At 70.0% G+C, this 18714-nt stretch carries 17 protein-coding genes; 8 read left to right on the top strand and 9 right to left on the bottom strand.

Going from position 1 to position 18714, the window contains the following annotated elements; all coding sequences use genetic code 11:
- The first annotated feature begins 135 nt into the window (after positions 1-135).
- Positions 136-633: a hypothetical protein gene (locus Q7W02_07060; protein ID MDO8475948.1), complete on the top strand. Its 498-nt coding sequence runs from the start codon at positions 136-138 to the stop codon at positions 631-633.
- Positions 634-647: 14 nt separating this feature from the next.
- On the opposite strand, the gene Q7W02_07055 is transcribed toward Q7W02_07060, so the two are convergent.
- From Q7W02_07055 to Q7W02_07045, 3 genes are all read right to left on the bottom strand, one after another.
- The gene (locus Q7W02_07055; GenBank protein ID MDO8475947.1) at positions 648-1829 is read right to left on the bottom strand and encodes an MFS transporter; all 1182 of its coding nucleotides are present in this window, start codon (positions 1827-1829) and stop codon (positions 648-650) included.
- Positions 1830-1886: 57 nt separating this feature from the next.
- Positions 1887-3254, bottom strand: a complete 1368-nt coding sequence (locus Q7W02_07050) for an MATE family efflux transporter (GenBank protein MDO8475946.1) — start codon at positions 3252-3254, stop codon at positions 1887-1889.
- A gap of 158 nt (positions 3255-3412) precedes the next feature.
- Entirely contained in the window at positions 3413-4222 is an 810-nt protein-coding gene (locus Q7W02_07045; GenBank protein MDO8475945.1) for an alpha/beta fold hydrolase, read from the bottom strand.
- A 40-nt stretch (positions 4223-4262) separates the two neighbouring features.
- Here Q7W02_07045 and Q7W02_07040 point away from each other — a divergent pair, with 40 nt between their 5' ends.
- From Q7W02_07040 to Q7W02_07030, 3 genes are read left to right on the top strand one after another with little or no spacing between them, the layout of a single operon-like run.
- Positions 4263-6362 carry an indolepyruvate ferredoxin oxidoreductase subunit alpha gene (locus tag Q7W02_07040; GenBank protein MDO8475944.1) on the top strand — a complete coding sequence of 700 codons (2100 nt, stop codon included), beginning with the start codon at positions 4263-4265 and terminating at the stop codon, positions 6360-6362.
- A complete protein-coding gene (locus Q7W02_07035) occupies positions 6359-7897 on the top strand; it encodes an indolepyruvate oxidoreductase subunit beta family protein (GenBank protein ID MDO8475943.1) in 1539 nt (512 codons plus the stop codon). Before Q7W02_07040 ends, Q7W02_07035 begins: the two co-directional genes overlap by 4 nt.
- Positions 7894-8622 carry an enoyl-CoA hydratase/isomerase family protein gene (locus Q7W02_07030; GenBank protein MDO8475942.1) on the top strand — a complete coding sequence of 243 codons (729 nt, stop codon included), beginning with the start codon at positions 7894-7896 and terminating at the stop codon, positions 8620-8622. Before Q7W02_07035 ends, Q7W02_07030 begins: the two co-directional genes overlap by 4 nt.
- Positions 8623-8790: 168 nt before the next feature.
- On the opposite strand, the gene Q7W02_07025 is transcribed toward Q7W02_07030, so the two are convergent.
- From Q7W02_07025 to Q7W02_07000, 6 genes are all read right to left on the bottom strand, one after another.
- Positions 8791-9219 (bottom strand): PaaI family thioesterase, encoded by a 429-nt coding sequence (locus Q7W02_07025; GenBank protein MDO8475941.1) that lies wholly within the window; start codon positions 9217-9219, stop codon positions 8791-8793.
- On the bottom strand, positions 9206-10504 hold the full coding sequence (locus Q7W02_07020) for an MFS transporter (protein ID MDO8475940.1): 1299 nt from the start codon (positions 10502-10504) through the stop codon (positions 9206-9208). The genes Q7W02_07025 and Q7W02_07020 overlap by 14 nt, the downstream gene beginning before the upstream one ends.
- Positions 10505-10507: 3 nt before the next feature.
- Positions 10508-11269, bottom strand: coding sequence for a CoA-transferase (locus tag Q7W02_07015; protein MDO8475939.1), 762 nt, complete (start codon positions 11267-11269; stop codon positions 10508-10510).
- A gap of 3 nt (positions 11270-11272) precedes the next feature.
- On the bottom strand, positions 11273-12388 hold the full coding sequence (locus Q7W02_07010; GenBank protein MDO8475938.1) for a mandelate racemase/muconate lactonizing enzyme family protein: 1116 nt from the start codon (positions 12386-12388) through the stop codon (positions 11273-11275).
- A 4-nt stretch (positions 12389-12392) separates the two neighbouring features.
- The gene (locus Q7W02_07005; GenBank protein ID MDO8475937.1) at positions 12393-13313 is read right to left on the bottom strand and encodes a CoA-transferase; all 921 of its coding nucleotides are present in this window, start codon (positions 13311-13313) and stop codon (positions 12393-12395) included.
- A 106-nt stretch (positions 13314-13419) separates the two neighbouring features.
- On the bottom strand, positions 13420-13836 hold the full coding sequence (locus Q7W02_07000) for an NUDIX hydrolase (protein MDO8475936.1): 417 nt from the start codon (positions 13834-13836) through the stop codon (positions 13420-13422).
- 106 nt (positions 13837-13942) lie between these two features.
- Here Q7W02_07000 and Q7W02_06995 point away from each other — a divergent pair, with 106 nt between their 5' ends.
- The 4 genes from Q7W02_06995 to Q7W02_06980 all read left to right on the top strand — a co-directional run.
- Positions 13943-16318 carry a DEAD/DEAH box helicase family protein gene (locus Q7W02_06995; GenBank protein MDO8475935.1) on the top strand — a complete coding sequence of 792 codons (2376 nt, stop codon included), beginning with the start codon at positions 13943-13945 and terminating at the stop codon, positions 16316-16318.
- Positions 16315-16914: a plasmid pRiA4b ORF-3 family protein gene (locus Q7W02_06990; GenBank protein MDO8475934.1), complete on the top strand. Its 600-nt coding sequence runs from the start codon at positions 16315-16317 to the stop codon at positions 16912-16914. Before Q7W02_06995 ends, Q7W02_06990 begins: the two co-directional genes overlap by 4 nt.
- A gap of 48 nt (positions 16915-16962) precedes the next feature.
- Complete coding sequence (locus tag Q7W02_06985; protein ID MDO8475933.1) at positions 16963-17142, top strand: type II toxin-antitoxin system HicB family antitoxin; 180 nt, start codon at positions 16963-16965, stop codon at positions 17140-17142.
- A gap of 385 nt (positions 17143-17527) precedes the next feature.
- A partial coding sequence (locus Q7W02_06980; protein ID MDO8475932.1) for a DUF222 domain-containing protein occupies positions 17528-18714 on the top strand: 1187 nt, incomplete at its 3' end.

Below are 18714 nucleotides of genomic sequence, written 5' to 3'. Positions count from 1 at the left end.
CTGCTTCTGCTCCGGTGGTCGCTTCTCGGCGCTCTCCTCCTGCTCGCGCAAGGCCCGGTCTCGGCGGCCACGCCGCCGGCCGCTGAATGCTCGGGCCCCGGCGGCAGCGGCCCGTCCCACTGCCTCTACCGGTCGGTGCTGCCGAGCGCGGGCATCGTCGCCGACTGCCGGAGTGACCGCGACTGCCGCGTCGGCTACTACTACGGTCGGCCCGAGCGGGCGACATGGTTCACGCCTCCAGCTGGCGTGACCACGCTTCCCAAGCCCGAAATCATCTGGCACACCGCGACCTTCGCCGAGGCGCGCTTCGACTGCGGTCGGCCGTGCACCTGGAGCTACTTCTTCGAGGCCAGGCGCCACCTGCTCTCCGAGCCGCGACGGGACGTGCTCGGCGCGGACTACCGGCGGCTGCTCATGGCCCAGCCGGACGGCCGCGTTCTCGCGATCCGGCAGATCTTCTCGGCGCGCGAGGTGTTCCGGATTGAGCGGGACTGGGCGCCGGGGCTCTCCCCCGGCGAGGCGATCAAGGAGATCCGCTTCGACCCCGACGGGCGGCTGACCTTCACCTGGCTCAAGGGGCCGGGCCGGGAACGCGTGACCGAGCGCGTCTCGGTGCCTTCCCTCGCGCGATAGGCGGGCCTCGCGCGCTAGACTGGCGCGGCCGCGAGCGGACGCCGCAGCAGTAGCGTCAGCGGGAGCGTCAGGAAGACGAGCGAGCCCACGATGGCGAGGGCCAGCGGCACGCCGCCCCAGTCGCTGACGACGCCGTAGACCGACGGGGAAAGCGCCGAGGCGCCGACGCCCACGGTGTAGAAGACCGCGTAGCTGCGCCCCCGCCTGTCACTGGTGACCAGGTCGGCGACGGTGCCGTAGAGGACGGACGACGTGCCGTTGAGTGCGATCCCGAGGACGGGGAGCAGCGCCAGCGATGGGCCGAGCGGCAGCCCGAGCAGCAGCAGAATGCCGGCGCCCGTCGCCGCCTCGGTGATGATCACGGTGCGGATCACGCCGAGCCGCTCCGCCAGCACGCCGCAGGCGAACTTGCCCGCCGCGCCGCCCGCGAAGACCAGCATCAGCGCGAAGCCCACGGCCTGTACCGACGACCCCTTGGCGATCAGCAGGAAGGGCAGGAAGGTGAGGAAGCCCGTGCGTGTCGAGTTGTCGATCACGTGGATCACGGACAGCGCCTGAAAGCCGCGCACGTCGCGGATGCCCCAGTCTGAGCCGTGCCGCCGCTCGGCCCTGTCTTCGGGGAGCGGCGCGTAGCCGACCTCCAGGCGGGTGAGCGCGAGCAGCACGAGTCCTGCGGCCGCCATGCCGACCACGGCGAAGCTCTCGACGGCCCCGCGCCAGCCGAGCCACGGCACGGCAAAGGCCACCGCCGCAGGCACCACGACCTTGCCGAGGTCGCCCGAGAAGTTGTAGGTGCCCAGCGCCACGCGGCGGCGCCCATCTTCGTAGGCATGCGACACGAGCGAGGACGAGAGCGGGTGCTGGACGCCCGAGCCGAGCCCCGCGGCGAGGAGACATCCCAGAAGCGCCGCATAACCTCCCGCGAAGCCCGCCGCGACGAAGCCGAGCGCCGTGGCGGCCGTCCCCGCCGCCAGGAGTCGCGCCTCGCCCCAGCGCTCCGCGAGGAGCCCTGCCGGGATCTGGAAGGCCGCCATGCCGCCGCTGTACACCGTGCGTAGCAGGCCGACCTGGGCGAAAGAGAGCCCGAACTCGCGGGCCCAGACCGGGAAGAGGACGTAGAGGATGTCGGAGAAGCCGTCGTGGACGAAGTGCGTGCCGCAGGCGGTACCGAGAACGGCGCGGGCGCGGCGGCTCATGCGCCCGATTGTTTCACAGGTGCGGTGACGCGGGCAACGACCGCTCCGGCGCTCGGCCTAGCGCCAGGCGCCCCATCTGACAGCCGCGGCGATCGTGCCGCCAAGCACGATGAGGGCCGCCGCCATGGCCGCGAAGATCCCCGGCAGCCCCCAGCCGAGCCAGTAGCCGCAAACCCAACCGCCCGCCGCCGCGAGGAAGAGCCGCGCGAAACCGGCTGCGAGGGGCCAGCCGAGGCGTCCCGCGCCCTGCGAGGCGAAGTACAGGGTTAGCCCCAGGCCGAAGAAGCCGTAGACCGGGCCCACGATCCGGAGATAGCTCGCTCCCGCGGCGATCACGTCAGGGTCCGTCGTAAAGAGTCCGAGCCACGCACTCGGGAAGATGGCGGCGAAGAGGCCGATCGCGCCCGTCACGCCCGCGCCGATGCCCGCGCCCGTCCACGCGATGCGCTCGGCGCGCGCGATCTGCCCCGCGCCCACGTTGGCGCCGACCATCGCGACCAGCGCCGAGCCCATCCCGAACGCGACCAGGATCTGGAGATACTCGAGCCGCGCGCCCATGCCGTAGCCTGCCAGCGCGGCTGTGCCGAACGGGCCGACGAGCCCCGTCATGAGCACCACGGTCAGGTTGGTCAGGATCGTGTTGAGCGAGGCGGGCGCACCGACGCGCAGGATCTCCCAGAAGAGCGCCCACCGCAGCCGGAAGCCCTCCCACGAGAGCCGCAACGTGCTTCGCGGGGACAGCAGATAGGCGCCGAGCACGAGCGTCGACGCGCCGAAGGCGATGAGATTCGCCGCCGCCGTGCCCGCCACCCCGAGCCGCGGGAACGGGCCCCAGCCCATCACCAGAGCCGGCGCCAGGCTCAGGTAGATGACGGCCGAGCCGATATTGACGGCCGCCGGCAGCACCATGGTGCCGGTGCCGCGGACGATGCTCGAGAGCGTGTTGAGGAGCCAGTAGACGACGGCGCCGCCGAAGATCACGCGGGAGTAGGTCAGCGCGGCTTCGAGGGTGGCGCCCGTCCCGCCCATGGCGCGGTACAGGGCCGGGCCGCCCCAGAGGAGCCCGATGGTGAGCAGCGCGGACATGCCGATCGCGATCACGAGGGCGTGAGCCGCCAGCGCTTGCGCCTCGGCGCGCCTGCCGGCGCCCAGTGCGCGCGCCACGGCCGAGGCGACGCCGCCGCCCATGCCGCCGGCCGACATGGTCTGCATGAGCATGAGCAGCGGATACACCAGCGACACGCCCGCGAGCGCGCTCGAGCCGAGCCAGCCCACGAAGACGGCGTCGAGCGTGCCGACGGTCGCCTGGAGAATGGTGACGAAGACAGTGGGCGCGGCCAGGCGGAGCAGGGTGGGGACGACGGGGGCTTCGAGCAGCCGCTTCGTGCGGGCCCCCACGGGCTCGGCCGAGGGCGTCGAACTCATCACGGACGGATGCAGGTCAAGCGAGGTCTTTCTGGAACTCGACGACGGCGCGGGCGCGGCGCCTCATGCGCCCGAGTATTCCACAGCGGCGACGCCCGAAGCAATCCGTGCGGGCCATCGTGTCAGCGAGCCGGGCGCCGCTCGAGGCGCGCGCCGCCTCAGGCGAGGCCGGACAGGAATTCGACGACAGCGCGGTTGAACGCCACGGGCTGGTCCCGGTTGGCGAAGTGGCCGGCCAGGGAGAGCAGGGCGAAATGGGCGTGCGCGATGCGCTTCTGGATCTCACGCATGGGTCCGAGCGAGGGGTCCTCGTCGCCGCACACGAGGAGGGTGGGCGCCGTGATCTCACCCAGGCGATCCGTGATGTAGTCCATCTGGAGCAGGGCCCGCAGCGCGTTGGCGTAGCCGATGGGCGTGAGCATGCGGTAGTAGTCGAAGATCTCCTTCCGCGCCGACGGGTCCAGCTTGATCCGCCCCGCCACGTTCGGGTTGGACTCGATGGCGAACTCCGCCATGGCGTCCATCCCGCCCTTGAGCGTCACCTCGATGCTCTTCGCGCGCAGCACGATATTGTCCACTCCCAGCGGCAGGCCCGACGCGGAGGACGAGTCGATGATGAGGAGCGCGCGCACGCGCGTGGGGTGCGCCAGCGTGAAGCGCGTCGCGATGCCCCCACCGAGCGAGAGCCCGCCCACGACGGCCCGCTCGAGCTCGAGATGGTCCATGAGGTCGTGGAGGTCCCAGACCCAGTGGGCGAAGGTGACCTTCTTCGGGTCCTCGGGGCTGTCGGAGCGGGCGTGCCCGCGCGGCTCCCAGAGGATGAGTCGGTGGCCGGCGGACAGCGCTCCGATGTTGGGGTCCCACATGCCCGCATTGCCGCCGATGCCGTAGGCCAGCAGGACCGGCTCGCCCCGCCCGTGCTCCTCGTAGTAGACCCTGACGCCGTCGCGCGTGGTCGAGTGGGGCATGGCCGCCCTCCGGATGCGGAGTGTGGTAAAAGAGGGCCCTATGGAACGGTCGTTCGCGGAAGAAGTCAAGCAGCTCCAGCTCGGCCAGGGGCAGGTCCTCCGGGGCGAGGGCATCCTCGCCATCACCAAGGCTCTCCTCCAGTCGGGCGTGTCCTATGTCGGCGGCTACCCGGGCGCGCCCGTGTCCCATCTCCTCGACGTCATGGCTGACGCAAACGAGCCCGTGCTCAAGCCCATGGGAGTCTATCTGGACGCCTCGGCCAACGAGGCCGCCGCCGCCGCCCTCCTGGGCGCGTCCATTAACTACCCCATGCGGGGGGCGGTCACCTGGAAGTCCATCGTGGGCACGAATGTCGCGGCCGACGCGCTCTCCAACCTGGCCTCCTCCGGCGTCATCGGCGGCGCGGTGATCGTGGTCGGTGAGGACTACGGCGCGGGCGCCAGCGTCATCCAGGAGCGCACGCATGCCTTCGCGCTCAAATCGTCGCTGTGTCTCTTCGACCCGCGCCCGAGCCTTCAGACCCTGGCGCGGATGGTCGAGGAAGGTTTTGGCATGTCGGAAGCGTCGAATTTGCCGGCAGTGATCAGCCTTCGCATCCGTGCCGCGCACATGCAGGGCTCCATGGTCTGCAAGGACAATGTCCGCCCGGCCATCAGCATGCGCGACCGGCTGCAGCGGCACTCCTTCGACTACAGCCGGATCAGCCATCCGCCCTCCACCTACACCCAGGAGGCGCAGAAGTTCGAGAAGCGCCTGCCGGCCGCGCGCCGCTACGTTCTCGAGCGCGGGCTCAACGAGGTCATCCCCGGGGAGGAGAAGGAGCTCGGCATCATCCTCCAGGGAGGGCTCACGCCGACCGCGCTCCGCGCGCTGGAGCTCCTGGGCCGGGCCGATGTCTTCGGCAGGAGCCGCATCCCGATTCTCGTCCTGAACGTGATCCACCCGCTCGTGCCCGAGCAACTCCTCGACTTCCTCGAGGGCAAGCGCCGCGTGCTCGTCCTCGAGGAGGGGATGCCCAACTTCATCGAGCAGGAGCTCAAGGCTCTCGCGTACGACCGGGCCCTGTCGGTCCGCATCGAGGGCAAGGGCACGGTGGCGGCCCAGGGAGAATACGTGCCCGAAGTCGTGCTCGCGGCGCTGGCGCGCTTCCTCGGAGGCGATGCCGAGACGCGGCGGGCCGCTCTCGCGGGTCATGTCGGGCGAGGCAGGCAGGTCCTCGAGACGCCGCTCCCAAAGCGGCCGCCCGCTTTCTGCACGGGCTGCCCGGAGCGCCCCATGTTCAGCGCGCTCAAGATCGCGCAGCGCGAGCTCGGTGAAACCCACGTGGCGGCCGACATCGGCTGCCATGCCTTCGCCGCGCTGCCGCCGTTCAACCAGGGCAACACGATCCTGGGCTACGGCCTGGGACTGGCCTCGTCCAGCGCCGTCGCGCCCAATTTCGGCAAGCGCGTGATCTCCATCATGGGAGACGGCGGCTTCTGGCACTCGGGGCTGACGACGGGTGTCGCGAACGCCGTCTTCAACAAGCAGGACTCGATCCTCGTGGTCCTCGAGAACTTCTACACGTCGGCGACGGGCCAGCAGTCCAACCCCTCGACCGGCAGGAACCCGCGGGGCGACAACGTGCGCATGTCCATTGCCGAGACGATCCGGAGCCTCGGCGTGTCGTGGATCCGCGTCGTGAACCCCTACAAGGTCGGCAACACGCTCAAGACGGTGCGCGAAGCCATGACGACGGCGGCGGGCGGGCTCAAGGTCATCATCGCCCGGGGCGAGTGCCAGCTCGAGCGTCAGCGCCGCGTGAAGCCGCAGACGGCGGCCCGGCTCAAGGCTGGCGGGCGCGTCGAGGCGCCGCGCTTCGGCGTCGACGCCGATGTCTGCACGGGGGACAAGTCCTGCATGCGCTTCAACGGCTGCCCGTCCCTCACGCTCAAGGAGAGCGGCGACCCGCTGCGCGACGACCCGGTGGCGCACGTGGACCAGACCTGCGTCGGCTGCGGGCTCTGCGGCGAGGTCGCGCACGCGGCCGTTCTCTGCCCGTCGTTCTACGAGGCGCGCGTGGTCCACAACCCCGGCTGGCGTGAGCGGAGGCTCCAGTCCTTCCGCCGGCGGGTAATCGGCCTCTTCCAGCCGGCATGAGCGCCGCGCGCCGTCCCGTCTCCATCTTGATCGCGGCCCTCGGCGGACAGGGGGGCGGCGTGCTGACCGAGTGGATCGTCGCCGCGGCCACCCACGCGGGCCTGCCGGTCCAGGCGACGTCCATCCCCGGCGTGGCGCAGCGCACCGGGGCGACGACCTACTATCTCGAGATCTATCCCGAGGCGCTTCCGGCCGGCTCTCCGGACCCGGTCTTTTCCCTCTACCCGATGCCGGGCGACGTCGACGTGATCATGGCCTCGGAGCTGCTCGAGGCGGGGCGCATGGTCGAGATGGACTACGCCTCGCCCGAGCGGACCACGCTCATCACGAGCACCCACCGCCTCTTCGCCATCGCCGAGAAGACGGCGCTCGGCAACGGCATCTTCCCGCGCGAGCGGGTGGAGGAGGCGGCGCGGGCGCTGTCGCGGCGCCTGATCGCGTGCGACGCGCTCGCCGTCGCGCGGGCTGCCGGCAGCGAGGTCAACGCGGTACTGATGGGGTCGCTGGCGGCCTCGGGCGCGCTCCCGCTTGCAGCAATGGACTTCGAGGCGGCCATTCGCGTGGGCGGCGTCGCCGTCGAGCGCAACCTCGCCGGCTTCAAGGCGGGCATTGAGATCGCGGCCGGTGCGGCGGCTCCGGAGAGCGCTCCGGCGCGGCCGTGGGCAGAGATCAAGGTCGAGCGGGCGCACGCTCTCGGGGTGAGGAGCGCCGACTTCCTCGCCGTCATGGCGCAGATTGAAGGCGAGTTTCCGGCGGCGCTTCATGCGACGCTCGGCGAGGCGGCCGCGCGCCTCATCGACTACCAGGACGCGGGCTACGCAGCACGCTTCCTCGGGCGCGTGCGGCTCGTGCGCGCGCGGGACACGGAGACGCGGCTGACCGAGCGCTTCGCGCGGCGCCTCGCCGTGTGGATGAGCTACGAGGACGCCATCCGCGTGGCCGACCTCAAGACGCGCCGCAGCCGCTTCGAACGCATCCGGCGCGACCACGGCGCGGCGAACGGCCAGGTGCTGGTGGTGACGGACTACCTCAAGCCCGACCTCGACGAGATCTACGGCATCCTGCCTGCCGCGATCGGTGGGCCCATCGCCCGCTGGGCCGAGCGGCGCTGGCCCGACGGGCGTCCGACCATCACCCAGCACGTCAGGACCACGTCGGTGCTGGGCTACGCTCGTGTCTGGGCGCTGGGACGGCTCCGCTGGCTCCGGCCCTCGTCGCTCCGCGCCCAGCGGGAGTTCGTCCTCATAGATCGCTGGCAGCAGGCGGTCATCGATGCGGCGGCTCTCGACTACGACCTCGCCTGTGAGGTCGCGGACATCGCGACCGTGGTGCGCGGTTATGGCGAGGTCAGACGCCGCCTCTCCGGCGCCTTCACGCGCTTCCTCGACGAGATCCTGGCGCCGGCCGTCGCCCGCGACCGGGCGGCCGGGAAGGGCTATGCGCGCGCCCGGGACATCGTCGGCGAGACACGCGAGAAGCTCCTCGCCGACGAAAAGGGCATCGAGTCGGCGCTCCTCGAGGCCGCGCGCTCGTGAGCGGCAACGTCACGCTGATGCGGGACGGGGCTGTGGCCACACTCTCGCTCAACCGTCCCGAGCGACGCAACTCGCTGAGCGACGCCATGCTGACCGATCTCGGGGCGGCGCTCGCCGAATTGCGGGACGATGCGGGCACGCGCGTCGTCATCCTGACGGGCGCGCCGCCCGTTTTTTCCGCCGGGGCGGACGCGCCACACGCCCGCGCCAAGACGGACGAGGAGCGCCGGCGCCTCTTCCTGGAGAATAAGAGCCAGTTCCGCAGGCTCTTCGAGCGGGCCACTGGAGCGCTCGAGACCCTCGAGCAGGCGACGATCGCGATGATCAACGGCCACGCGGTCGGCGGCGGCTGGGGCCTGCTGCTGGCCTGCGACTTCCGCTTCGCCGCGGCCGAGGCGCAGTTCTGGATTCCCGAGGTGGACCTGGGCGTGCCGCTCGGCGTGGCTTCGACGACGCGCTTCGTCCGGTTCGTCGGCCCGACCAAGGCCAAGGAGATCATCATGGGCTGCCACCGCTACTCGGCGGCCGAGACACAGGCCATGGGGCTCGTGACGCGCGTCGTGCCTGGTTCGGAACTCGAACAGGCCGTGAAGGACTACGCCCAGCACCTGCTCAAGAAGCCCTTCCGCGCGCTCGCCGAGGTCAAGGCGCGCATCAACGCCATCGCCTCAAACGGTATCCCGGTGATCAACGCGATGACCGAGGGCTTCCTCGACCGCCCCTAACGGGGTCAGGTCTTGCATTACGACATTTGAGCCCGGTGGGGAGGCTGGCCCCTATCTACAGGATCCCGGAATGTGTCAATGCAAGACCTGACCCCGGTTACGGTTACCTCGCGTGCGGCCATCGGGCGGGGCCTCGCATCTGGACCCTTCTCGGCCGCCTGTCGGTCTCTACTCTCGCAATACGAGCTGGGTCTGGATGGTCATCGACAGAAGGCGGCCCGAGGCGTCGGTCACCCGCGTCTGCCAGACCTGGGTCGTCCTGCCGCGGTGGACCGGCGTGGACTCGGCGCGGATCACGCCCTCGCGCCCGGCGGCGAAAAAGTTGGTCTTGGACTCGAGCGTGGTCGTGCCCGTCGCCCCCGGCGGCAGGTTGATGAAGGTCCCGGTCGCGCCCACGAGGTCGGCCAGCGCCATCAGCGTCCCGCCGTGGACGCGGCCGCCCACCGTCGTCAGGTCGTCTCGCACGGTCAGCTCGGCCACGAGCCGGTCCTTCGTCGCCTCGACGAAGCGCGCGCCGATGAGCTTGGTCAGCGTGCCTTCGTGATGCTCGTTGAGGATCTCGGGGTCGATGCGTATCGGCTCGTCAGCTGCCGCCATGGGTCCCTCCGGGATGGAGCTCGTGGTAGATGTTGCGCCCGCGCGTCTCGCGCAGGAGCAGGCTCATGCCCGCCGCGACCAGCACGAACACCGCGCAGACCTTGAAAGCGCCCGCATAGGCCGCCGCGGGGTAGACGCGCGCGCCCTCGACCATCGCGCCGGTCCAGCCGGCGTCGAGCACGCGGCCGACGTACTTCTGGGTCAGCGCGGCGCCGAGGAAGCCTCCCATGTTCGCGACCGCCACCGCGGTGCCCGCCAGATGCGGCGGGTTGACTTCACGTCCGATCGGCCAGGTCAGCACGAAGGCCCCGCCCACCCCGCCCATGCCGAAGAGGATCAGCGCCACTCCCCAGAGCGGCAGTGCCCCGGCCGTGAGCGCGAGCGCCGCCCAGAAGAGAAAGAGGCAGAAGGAGAGCACGGTGTAGGGGAGCTTGCGCCGGCGCAGGACCCGGTCGGAGAGATAACCCGTGAGCGGCGCCGTGAAGAGGAGGGCGAATGACACGGCCGAGGCATAGGTCGCGGCCTTGGTCGTCGGCAGCGCGTAGATGTCGTGGAGGAACGGCACGACCCAGAGCATGAGGTTGCCCATGGCCGCGTAGAGGAAGAAGAAGGCGAGGAAGGGGGGCCAGGTGTGGCGGTTGCCCAGCACTTGGACCATGCCCCGGAGCACCGCGCCGAGTTTCGGTGACGGCGCCGTCGCCGCGGCGGCGCCCGCCGGGTGGTCGCGGACGACGAGGTAGCACGTCGCGGCGCCGAGGAGTGTCAGCGCGGCGATCGTCGTGAAGGCGCCGCGCCAGCTCGTCAGCGCGACCAGCGCAGCCAGGGGCGCGGTGCCTCCGAGCGCTCCCAGCACGCCCACCGTGGCCGTCACCGCCGAGAGCGTGCCGAAGTGAGAGGGCGGGAACCAGTTTGTGGCAACTTTGAGGCAGCCGATGAAGGTGACCGTCGCGCCCGCGCCGACGAAGAACCGCCCGGTCATGAGCACGTTCTGCGAGGCCGCCATGCCCATCGCCAGCGAGCCCAGCCCCATGACAGCGCTGCCTGCTGCGATCACGCGGCGGACCCCGAAGCCGTCGATCAAGAGCCCGGCGGGGATCATGAAGGCCGCGTATGAGTAGAAGTACATGGCCGAAAGCAGGCCGACGATCTCGCCGCTCGCGCCGAACGCCTGCATGATGTCCTTGACGATGACACCGGGGGCGACGCGGTGCAGGAACGCGAAGAAGAAGAGGAAGGCGGGGATGCCCCACATGATCCAGCGGAGACGGGTGGGCGACTGCTCCACGCGCTAGCGGGTCCAGAAGCCCGCGGGGTCGCAGGCGCGCACGATCTCGAGCTCCGCTGCCGTCGGTATCGCCGTTTGGCGGCAGCCGTCCGCCACGCGCAGGTCCCAGCCTGTCGCGGCTCGCACCGACTCGACGCTCTGCCCCGGGTGCCAGGAGGCGAGGAGCATCTCGCGTGTCTTGGGGTCGAAGCGATAGACGCCGAGGGTCGTGATGACCGCGGCCGGACCGCCGCCCGGCAGCCCCACGCGCTCGCGCCAGCCGGCGCCGTCGCCAAAGCCCGGCGAGGTGATGAAGTCCACGCGCTCTTTGAAGCGATGTTTCTCCTGCGGCATGATGACCACGAAGCGCTTGGCCAGGCTCGCGATGTCCGCGCCGCCGCCGCTGCCGGGCAGCCGGACTTTCGGTCTGCGCCAGTCGCCGACGCAGTTGGTGTTGAGGTTGCCGTGCTTGTCAATCTCGGCGCCGCCGATGAAGCCAAGGTCCACCAGCCCCTGCTGGAGGAGCGACATGATCTCGAGCGTGCCTGTGGACCAGAGCGCGCCCGGGATATTCGGCGTGTCGCTCATGGTCATGAGGGTCTCCGGCGCCGGCTGGTCGCGCACGATGCCGTTCTCGAAGAGGCCGATCGCCCCCGGGGCATGCGTGCGCTTGGCGAAGGCGAAGGCCAGGAGCGGCAGCCGCATGCCGACGAAAGCCAGATCGCCGTCGCGGATCTCGCGCCCCGCGGCGATGACCATCAGCTCGCGATCGGTGTACTCCGGCATGGGCTAGTGGAGCACGAAGGGTTTGGCGCCCGAGGCGGCGTAGGGATGGCGGCGAATGGCCTCCTCGTTGATCTCGACGCCGAGCCCGGGACCGGTAGGGATTTCGACGTGGCCGTCGTGCGCCTGGATAGGGCGCGCGAGAAAAGACGTCTCGTGCTCGCCCGTCGGGAACTCCACGGGCATCGCACCGCCCCAGGTTGCCGCGACGTGGAGTGTCGCCGCGAGTCCCGGGCCGAAGTAGAAGGAGTGCGGCGCAATGGGTAGGTTGGCCGCCTGGGCGAGCGCGGCGATCTTCTTGAACTCCGTGATGCCGCCGACCTTGGTGATGCTGGGCTGCAGGATGTCGCCCGCGCGGCGCTCGACGATCTCGCGGAAGCCGAAGAGCGTGGACTCGTTCTCGCCCAGCGCGATGGGCGTGTCGGTGGCCCGCGTTACCTCGGCCAGCCCCGTGTAGTCCTCGGGAGGCCACACGGGCTCCTCGAACCAGAAGAGCCGGTACGGCGCGAGCGCCCGCGCCATCCCGATGGCCTCGGCGGGAGTCCACGGGCAATTCACGTCGAGCATCAGCTCCACTGAAGGCCCCACGGCCTCACGCGCCGCGCGGACCGAGGCCACGTCGGTCTGGTGGAGCTTGAGCATGGTGAAGCCCTGGGCGACGAAGCCCTTGCAGGCGCCCGCCACGTCCTTGGGCGAGTCGTAGCGCATAAGGCTCGCGTACACGGGCAGGGTGGGACGTGTCGCGCCCCCAAGGAGCGCATGGACGGGGGTGTTCAGCGACTTGCCGAGAAGATCCCACAGCGCGATGTCGACGCCGCTGATGGCGAACATCGCCAGCCCCCGCCGCCCGTAGATCATGGTGCCGCGGTGCATGAGGTCCGCCAGGTACTCGATCCTCTGCGGGTCCTGGCCGATCAGCAGCGGCGCCAGGCTCTCCTCGATCACGTTGCAGACGGCGAGCGGCGCGCCGTAGGCGAACGCCTCGCCCACGCCCGTGAGCCCCGCGTCGGTCCTGACGCGCACGATGATCTGCTTGCGCGTGGCCGCGGTCCAGGGCGACGGCGGGTCGAGCGGTTTCATCGGGATGGCGAGACAGATCGCTTCAATAGCTGTGATTTTCATGGGCTCAGGCTCCGTAGTCGAGAGGTTCAGAGAGGCGCGGCGTTTTGACCCGCACGGCTTCGCGGGCCTCGGGACCCAGCGTTGAGAGAAAGCCCTTCCAGTCGGCGACGCCGAAGATCCAATGGTCGAGCCACACCCGCGTGCCTTCCACCGTCCGCATTTCCTCGTGGTAGCGGTGGTAGAAGTCGTGCCCGCGCCCGTAGTAGCCCTGGACCGGCGAGGGATAGGCTCCGAAGGGCTCGTGGACCACGGCCGCGACCTTGAGCGCGGGCGCCAGGACCAGGCCGGGATCGGAGAGGATGCGCTCGCGGGGCCAGATTTCCTCGGCCACGATGATGACCCTCTCGGCGGCCAGCGCCGCCTGGCGCGTAACGCCGAGAGTGCCCCAGCAGTGCGCGTGGCCCTCGGCGTCCGAGCGCTGGACGTGGAGGATGGCCACGTCGGGCCTGAGCGCCGGGATCAGCACCACGGGATCGCCCGAGAAGGGATCGGGCGCTTGTTTGAACGTCGGGTTGGAGTCAAGCAGCCCCGTGCCCAGCAGCGAGCGCGTCGGAATGTAGGGCGCGCCCATCGCGCCCGCCTGGAGCGCCAGGGCGATGCTGAGATTGGAGTGATCCTCGACGGCGACGGGGTGGGGGACGCCGTGCTCCACGGCCCGGCGGTAGTTGTGGCCGAGCCCGGCCGAGACGTTGCCCACCCATGCGGCCTGGATGCGGGCGACGCAGCCCGCGGCGACCAGCTGGTCGAAGAGGATGTCGGAGATCGGGCCGATCAGTGTCAGATCCTGCCGGCGCTGGCGGATCAGCTCGTGGCCGGCGGCGAAGGGGATGAGCGCCTCGAGCGCAGTGCCCATGCAGACCGAGGCGCCGTCGGGCACGAAGCGCGCCACCGCGTCGCGCATGGGGACGACCTTGTCTTGGGGCACCCGGCCATACTACCCCAGCGTCCCGTGCGGCAGGTGTTCGACCAACTCGACCATGCGGCACGGGTGCGCTCGACCGCCTACCTGGAGCGGTGAAGGCCTCGCCCGCTCAGCGCACTGCGGCGGCGAAGGCCGTCAGGATCTCGCGGTCGCGCGGGTAGGTGAGGAGGGTGGCGGCCTCCTCGAGGGAGGTCCAGCGGACCGCGTCCACCTCGTTGCGCGGCTCGGCCCGGCCGTTGCCCGGCTCCATGATCCAGTAGCGGACGACCTTGGGCCGGCCCTTGCCGTTCGTGTATGAAGAGGTCGCCAGCTCGGTGCCCAGCTTGCAGCGCAGGCCTGTCTCCTCCTCGACCTCGCGGAGCGCGCAGCGCTCGTGTGACTCGCCCGCTTCGAGCTTGCCCTTGGGGAAGGTCCAGTCTTTGCGATGAGGCCGGTGGACGAGGAGGACCCGGATCTCGCCGCGCGGAGCATGCCTCACGATGACGCCGCCCGCGGCCTGGACGACCCGCTCATCCCTCGCGCCCATGAAGCGAGTATGCGGCCTGGGTGGTCCGTACACGCAGAACTGGGATGCGCCGCGTGCCCTCCCGTCACGCATGTGTAGCAATCGGTACCCCGTATAATGGGCCGGCATGTCTCTGGGCGAGTCCGACACACGGGCCAAGCTGATCGACCCGGCGCTCCACGCCTGCGGGTGGACGGAAGACCTTATCCGACGCGAGGAGACGGCGGGGGCAGTGGAGATGGTCGAAGGGCAGGCCCGGCGGCGCGCCAAGGGGCGGGCTGACTACACCCTGCGGGTCAGGGTGAACCAGGCGAGCCAGCCTGTGGCCGTGTCGCTCATCGAGGCCAAGGCTGAGCATCTCCCGCCTGCCCACGGCCTCGAGCAGGCCAAGGCCTATGCCGCCTGCCGGCGGCTCAACGTCCAGTTCGTCTTCTCCTCCAATGGCCACCTCTTCGTCGAGTTCGACCGCTCGACGGGTTTCACGACCAAGCCACGGCCACTGACACAGTTTCCCACGCCTGCCGACCTTCGCGCCCGTTACGAGCAGGCGATGGGTTTCAGCCTGGAATCGCCCGAAGCGCGTCCACTCCTCGCGCGCTACCCGGGAGGCGAGGCCAGCCGGTACTACTTCCAGGATGCAGCCATTCGCGCGGTGCTGGAGAAGCTGGCGGGTGGCGAGAAGAAGGCGCTCCTTTCCCTGGCCACAGGCGCGGGGAAGACCCGCATTGCGGTCTACCTACTCAAGCGCATCGCGGATGCGGGGCAGCTCAAGCGTGCCCTCTTTCTCTGCGACCGTGACGAGCTGCGAAGCCAGGGGCTCGGCGCCTTCCAGAACGTCTTCGGCGCCGACGCGGCTGAGGTGTCGAGCGGCAAGCCGCAGAAGAATGCCCGCATCCTCATCGCGACCTACCAGACGCTGGACGTGGATACCGACGAGGCCGACGCCAACTTCCTGACGACTCACTACCCGAAGAACTACTTCAGCCACATCGTGATCGACGAGTGCCACCGCTCGGCCTGGGGTAAGTGGTCGCAGGTGCTCACGCGCAATCCGGACGCTGTCCAGATCGGGCTGACGGCCACGCCGCGCGAGATCGAGTGGACCGAGAGGAGCAAGGAAGCCCAGGCGGACGCCGAGGTCTCGGGCGACAACCTTCGCCACTTCGGCGAGCCGGTCTACGAGTACGACATGAGCCAGGGGATCGACGACGGCTACCTGGCGGCCTGCGAGATCGTCCGCCGAGACATCTTCCTGGACGACAAGCCGCGGCCCGAGCGCGAGACGGGTGTGGACGAAGCTGACCTGGTGGGCAAGCAAATCACGGACGCCCGGACAGGAGAGGTCCTGGCGACGGCCGAGGCGCGCCGGCGTTACGAAGCCCACGACTTCGAGGATCGCTTGCTACTGCCGGAACGCGTGGCCGCCATGTGCCAGGACCTCTTCCAGCACCTGGTCGCCACCGGCGGTCCGGAGCAAAAGACCATCGTCTTCTGCGCGCGCGACCGTCATGCCGACGAAGTGGCCGCGGCTCTGAACAACCTCTACGCTCAATGGTGTAAGGCGCAGGGCCGCGAGCGTCTCGATCCCTACGCCTTCAAGTGCACCGCGGCCTCCGAAGGATCCGACCTAGTCAAGGACCTCCGAGGGCTCCAGCGCCGCTACTTCGTCGCGACGACGGTGGAGTTGCTGACGACCGGCGTGGATGTGCCTTGCGTGCGGAACATCGTCTTTTTCAAGTATGTCCGCTCGCCCATCGCTTTCTATCAGATGGTCGGGCGAGGCACGCGGATCGATATGCCCAGCGGGAAGCTGATGTTCCGCGTCTACGACTACACGGACGCCACCCGGCTCTTCGGCGAGAAGTTCAGGAGCCGTTTCACTCCGCCCCGCAAGCTCACGGCCAAGGTGCCGGGGCCCGACGCGCCGCTGCCCGAGAAGACCATCCTGGTGGAGGGCTTCGACGTGCGCGTGACGGGCGCGGGCCGGTACATCGTGACCAGCGTGGATGGCAAGGCGATGCCGATCACCGTCGAGGAGTACAAGCAGCGTCTAGCGGAGCGATTGGTGGAGCAAGCGCCGACGCTCGAGGACTTCCGCGCCAGGTGGATCAGCCCACCGGAGCGCCGGGCCCTGATGGGCAGGCTGCCCGATGCCGGCCGTGCCCCGTTGCTGGTTCGCACGCTCGAAGAGATGACGGACTACGACCTCTACGACGTGCTTGCCGAGCTGGGCTACGGCCTGGCCCCGCGCACCCGCCCCCAGCGCGCCGAGGCCTTCACCTACAAGCACGAACGCTGGCTCGCGACCCTGCCCGCCCCCGCCACGGCGACGCTCAAGGCCCTGGCCGGCCAGTTCGCCCGCTCAGGCACCGACGGGCTCGAGAGCCCCCAAGTCTTCGACACGCCGGACGTAACTCGTGCAGGCGGGCTCCCCGCTCTCAAGGCTTTCGGTCAACCCGCCGACATCCTGCGCCAGACCAAAGAAAGGCTCTTCGCCGCATGACGCCGACTGCACGGACTCCGAGACGCCATCTCTCCGTCGCTCCTCGCGAGGACGCGGTTTACCTTCTCAGGATCACGCTCGAGGCAGTCGAACCGCCGGTGTGGCGCCGCGTCCAGGTGCCCGGTTCCATCACGCTCGAGCGGCTTCACACGGTCATTCAGAAAGCCATGGGCTGGCGCGACGTGCATCTCCACGAGTTCGAAGTCGGCGGCAGGCGCTACGGCCAGCCGGAGCCGGACGAGCCGCACTACAAAGTAGAGCCCGAGTGGAAGCTGACACTGCGCGGAGCCGCGCCGATCGAAGGCGCGCGGTTCCGCTACGTCTACGACCTCGGCGACGGGTGGGGTCACGAGGTGCTGGTGGAGGCGATCCAGGCTCCCGCGGCTCCGTTCAAGTATCCCGTGTGCCTGGCAGGTGAGCGCGCCTGTCCGCCCGAGGACTGCGGCGGCGCGCCCGGCTACGCGAACCTGCTCGACGTGCTGCGCGACCGCACCCACCCCGAGCACAGGGACATGCTCGCCTGGGTGGGCCGCGGTTTCGACCCCGAGCGCTTCGACCTGGCCGCCGTCAACCGCAAGCTGAAGCTGCTGAAGTGACGGCGAAGAGGCTTTTCGCAGCCTGAGAGTTCGCGGTATCATCTGCCTGTGCAGTACTTCACCTTCGAAACCGTGATTGAGAAGGAAGCCGAAGACGAGGGCTACTCGGCCTACAGCCCAAGTCTGCCCGGCTGCTTCAGCAACGGCCGGACCGTGGAGGAGGCCAAGGGGAATATACGCGACGCCATCCAGCAACACCTCCAGTCTCTCCTGGCCCACCGGCATTGACCTCGGTCGCGGCTTGGTCGTCGGCATTCTCAAGGATGTAGGTTTCTCGGTACACGACTAACTCCCATCGCCACTAAGATAACTTTGCCAGCAGGTGGTGGTCCCATGAGGAATGACCGGTGATTGCCGCCTTCGACGCGATGCTTGCTCGGATCGGCGGGATGCCGGCGCGATTTTTCCCTTGACAGCCTTGGCCGCGGACGCTGGTCATGCGTCGGCCGCGCTCAGCGAATGGCCGCCCAGCGGCCGGCACTGGCCCACCGGTGTGCGGCCGCGTGAGAGCCGACCGGAAATCATTCCCCGCTCCAGAAGCGCTCGTCCTCGGCGGTGCCAGGGGCGCTGAAAACCAGGGTGTAGAGTCGCGCCAGCAGAAGGAGGGCTCGCCATGGAAATCCGCTTGCCAACGCTCGTTGCTGCTCCGGATCACGTCGCCGCACTCGACCGGCTCGGCGACGAGATCGCCGAGCTGTCGGCGCACCTCGATGCCGCCACGGCCCACCTGCTCGACCTGATCCGCGCCTTCGACGCGCGGGGCGGATGGAACACGGGCTTCCGCTCCTGCGCGGCCTGGCTGAGCTGGCGGGTGGGGCTCGACCTGGGGGCGGCGCGCGAGCGGGTCCGTGTCGCGCGCGCCCTCGGGGCGCTCCCCCGCCTCGCCCAGGCGCTGGCCCGCGGGGAGCTGTCCTACGCCAAGGTCCGCGCCCTGAGCCGGGTGGCCACCCCGGAGACCGAAGCGCGCCTGCTGGCGGTGGGGCGCGCGGGCACGGCGGCCCAGGTCGAGCGGATCGTGCGGGGCTGGCGGCGGGTGGACCGGCAGGTCGAGGCGCGGGACACGGCCCGGCGGCATGCGAGCCGGGCCCTGCACGTCCACCAGGACGAGGAGGGCATGATGATCGTGCGGGGGCGGCTGGAGCCGGAAGTGGGGGCCCTGCTCATGCAGGCGCTGGCCGCAGCGCGCGAGACGCTCTACCAACGGGCCCGCCGCGAGGAGGGGGCTCCGCCGGCTGAGCCATCTGCGGACGCCCCGAGCCTGGCCCAGCAGCAGGCGGATGCGCTGGCCCTGCTCGCGGAGACGGCGCTCCACCACGAGCTCGATCCCGGGGCCCCGGGCGAGCGATACCAGGTGGTCGTCCACGTGGATGCGGCGGCGCTGGCCGACCCGGAGCAGCCGGGCCAGTCGGTCCTCGAGGACGGCGGGGGCGTTTCCGCGGAAACGTCCCGCCGCCTGGCGTGCGATGCCAGCCGGGTGGTGATGCGGCAGGACGCGGAGGGGCGGCTGCTCGAAGTCGGGGCGCGGACGCGGACGATTCCCCCCGCCTTGCGGCGAGCGCTCTGTCACCGCGACCGGGGCTGTCGCTTCCCGGGCTGCGGCGGCCGTGTCACCCAGGGCCTCCACCTCCGCCACTGGGCGCAAGGCGGCGCGACCACGCTCTCCAACCTGGCTCTGCTCGGTCGCCGGCATCACCGGGCGGTGCACGAGGAGGGCTATCGGGTCGAGCGCGGGCCGGACGACCCGCTTCGGTTCCGGCGGCCGGATGGCCGGCCCTTGCCCGAGGTGCCTCTGTCGGCCGC

This window comes from Candidatus Rokuibacteriota bacterium, assembly GCA_030647435.1.
Classification (GTDB): domain Bacteria; phylum Methylomirabilota; class Methylomirabilia; order Rokubacteriales; family CSP1-6; genus AR37.
This window is presented reverse-complemented; position numbering and strand designations above follow the sequence as displayed.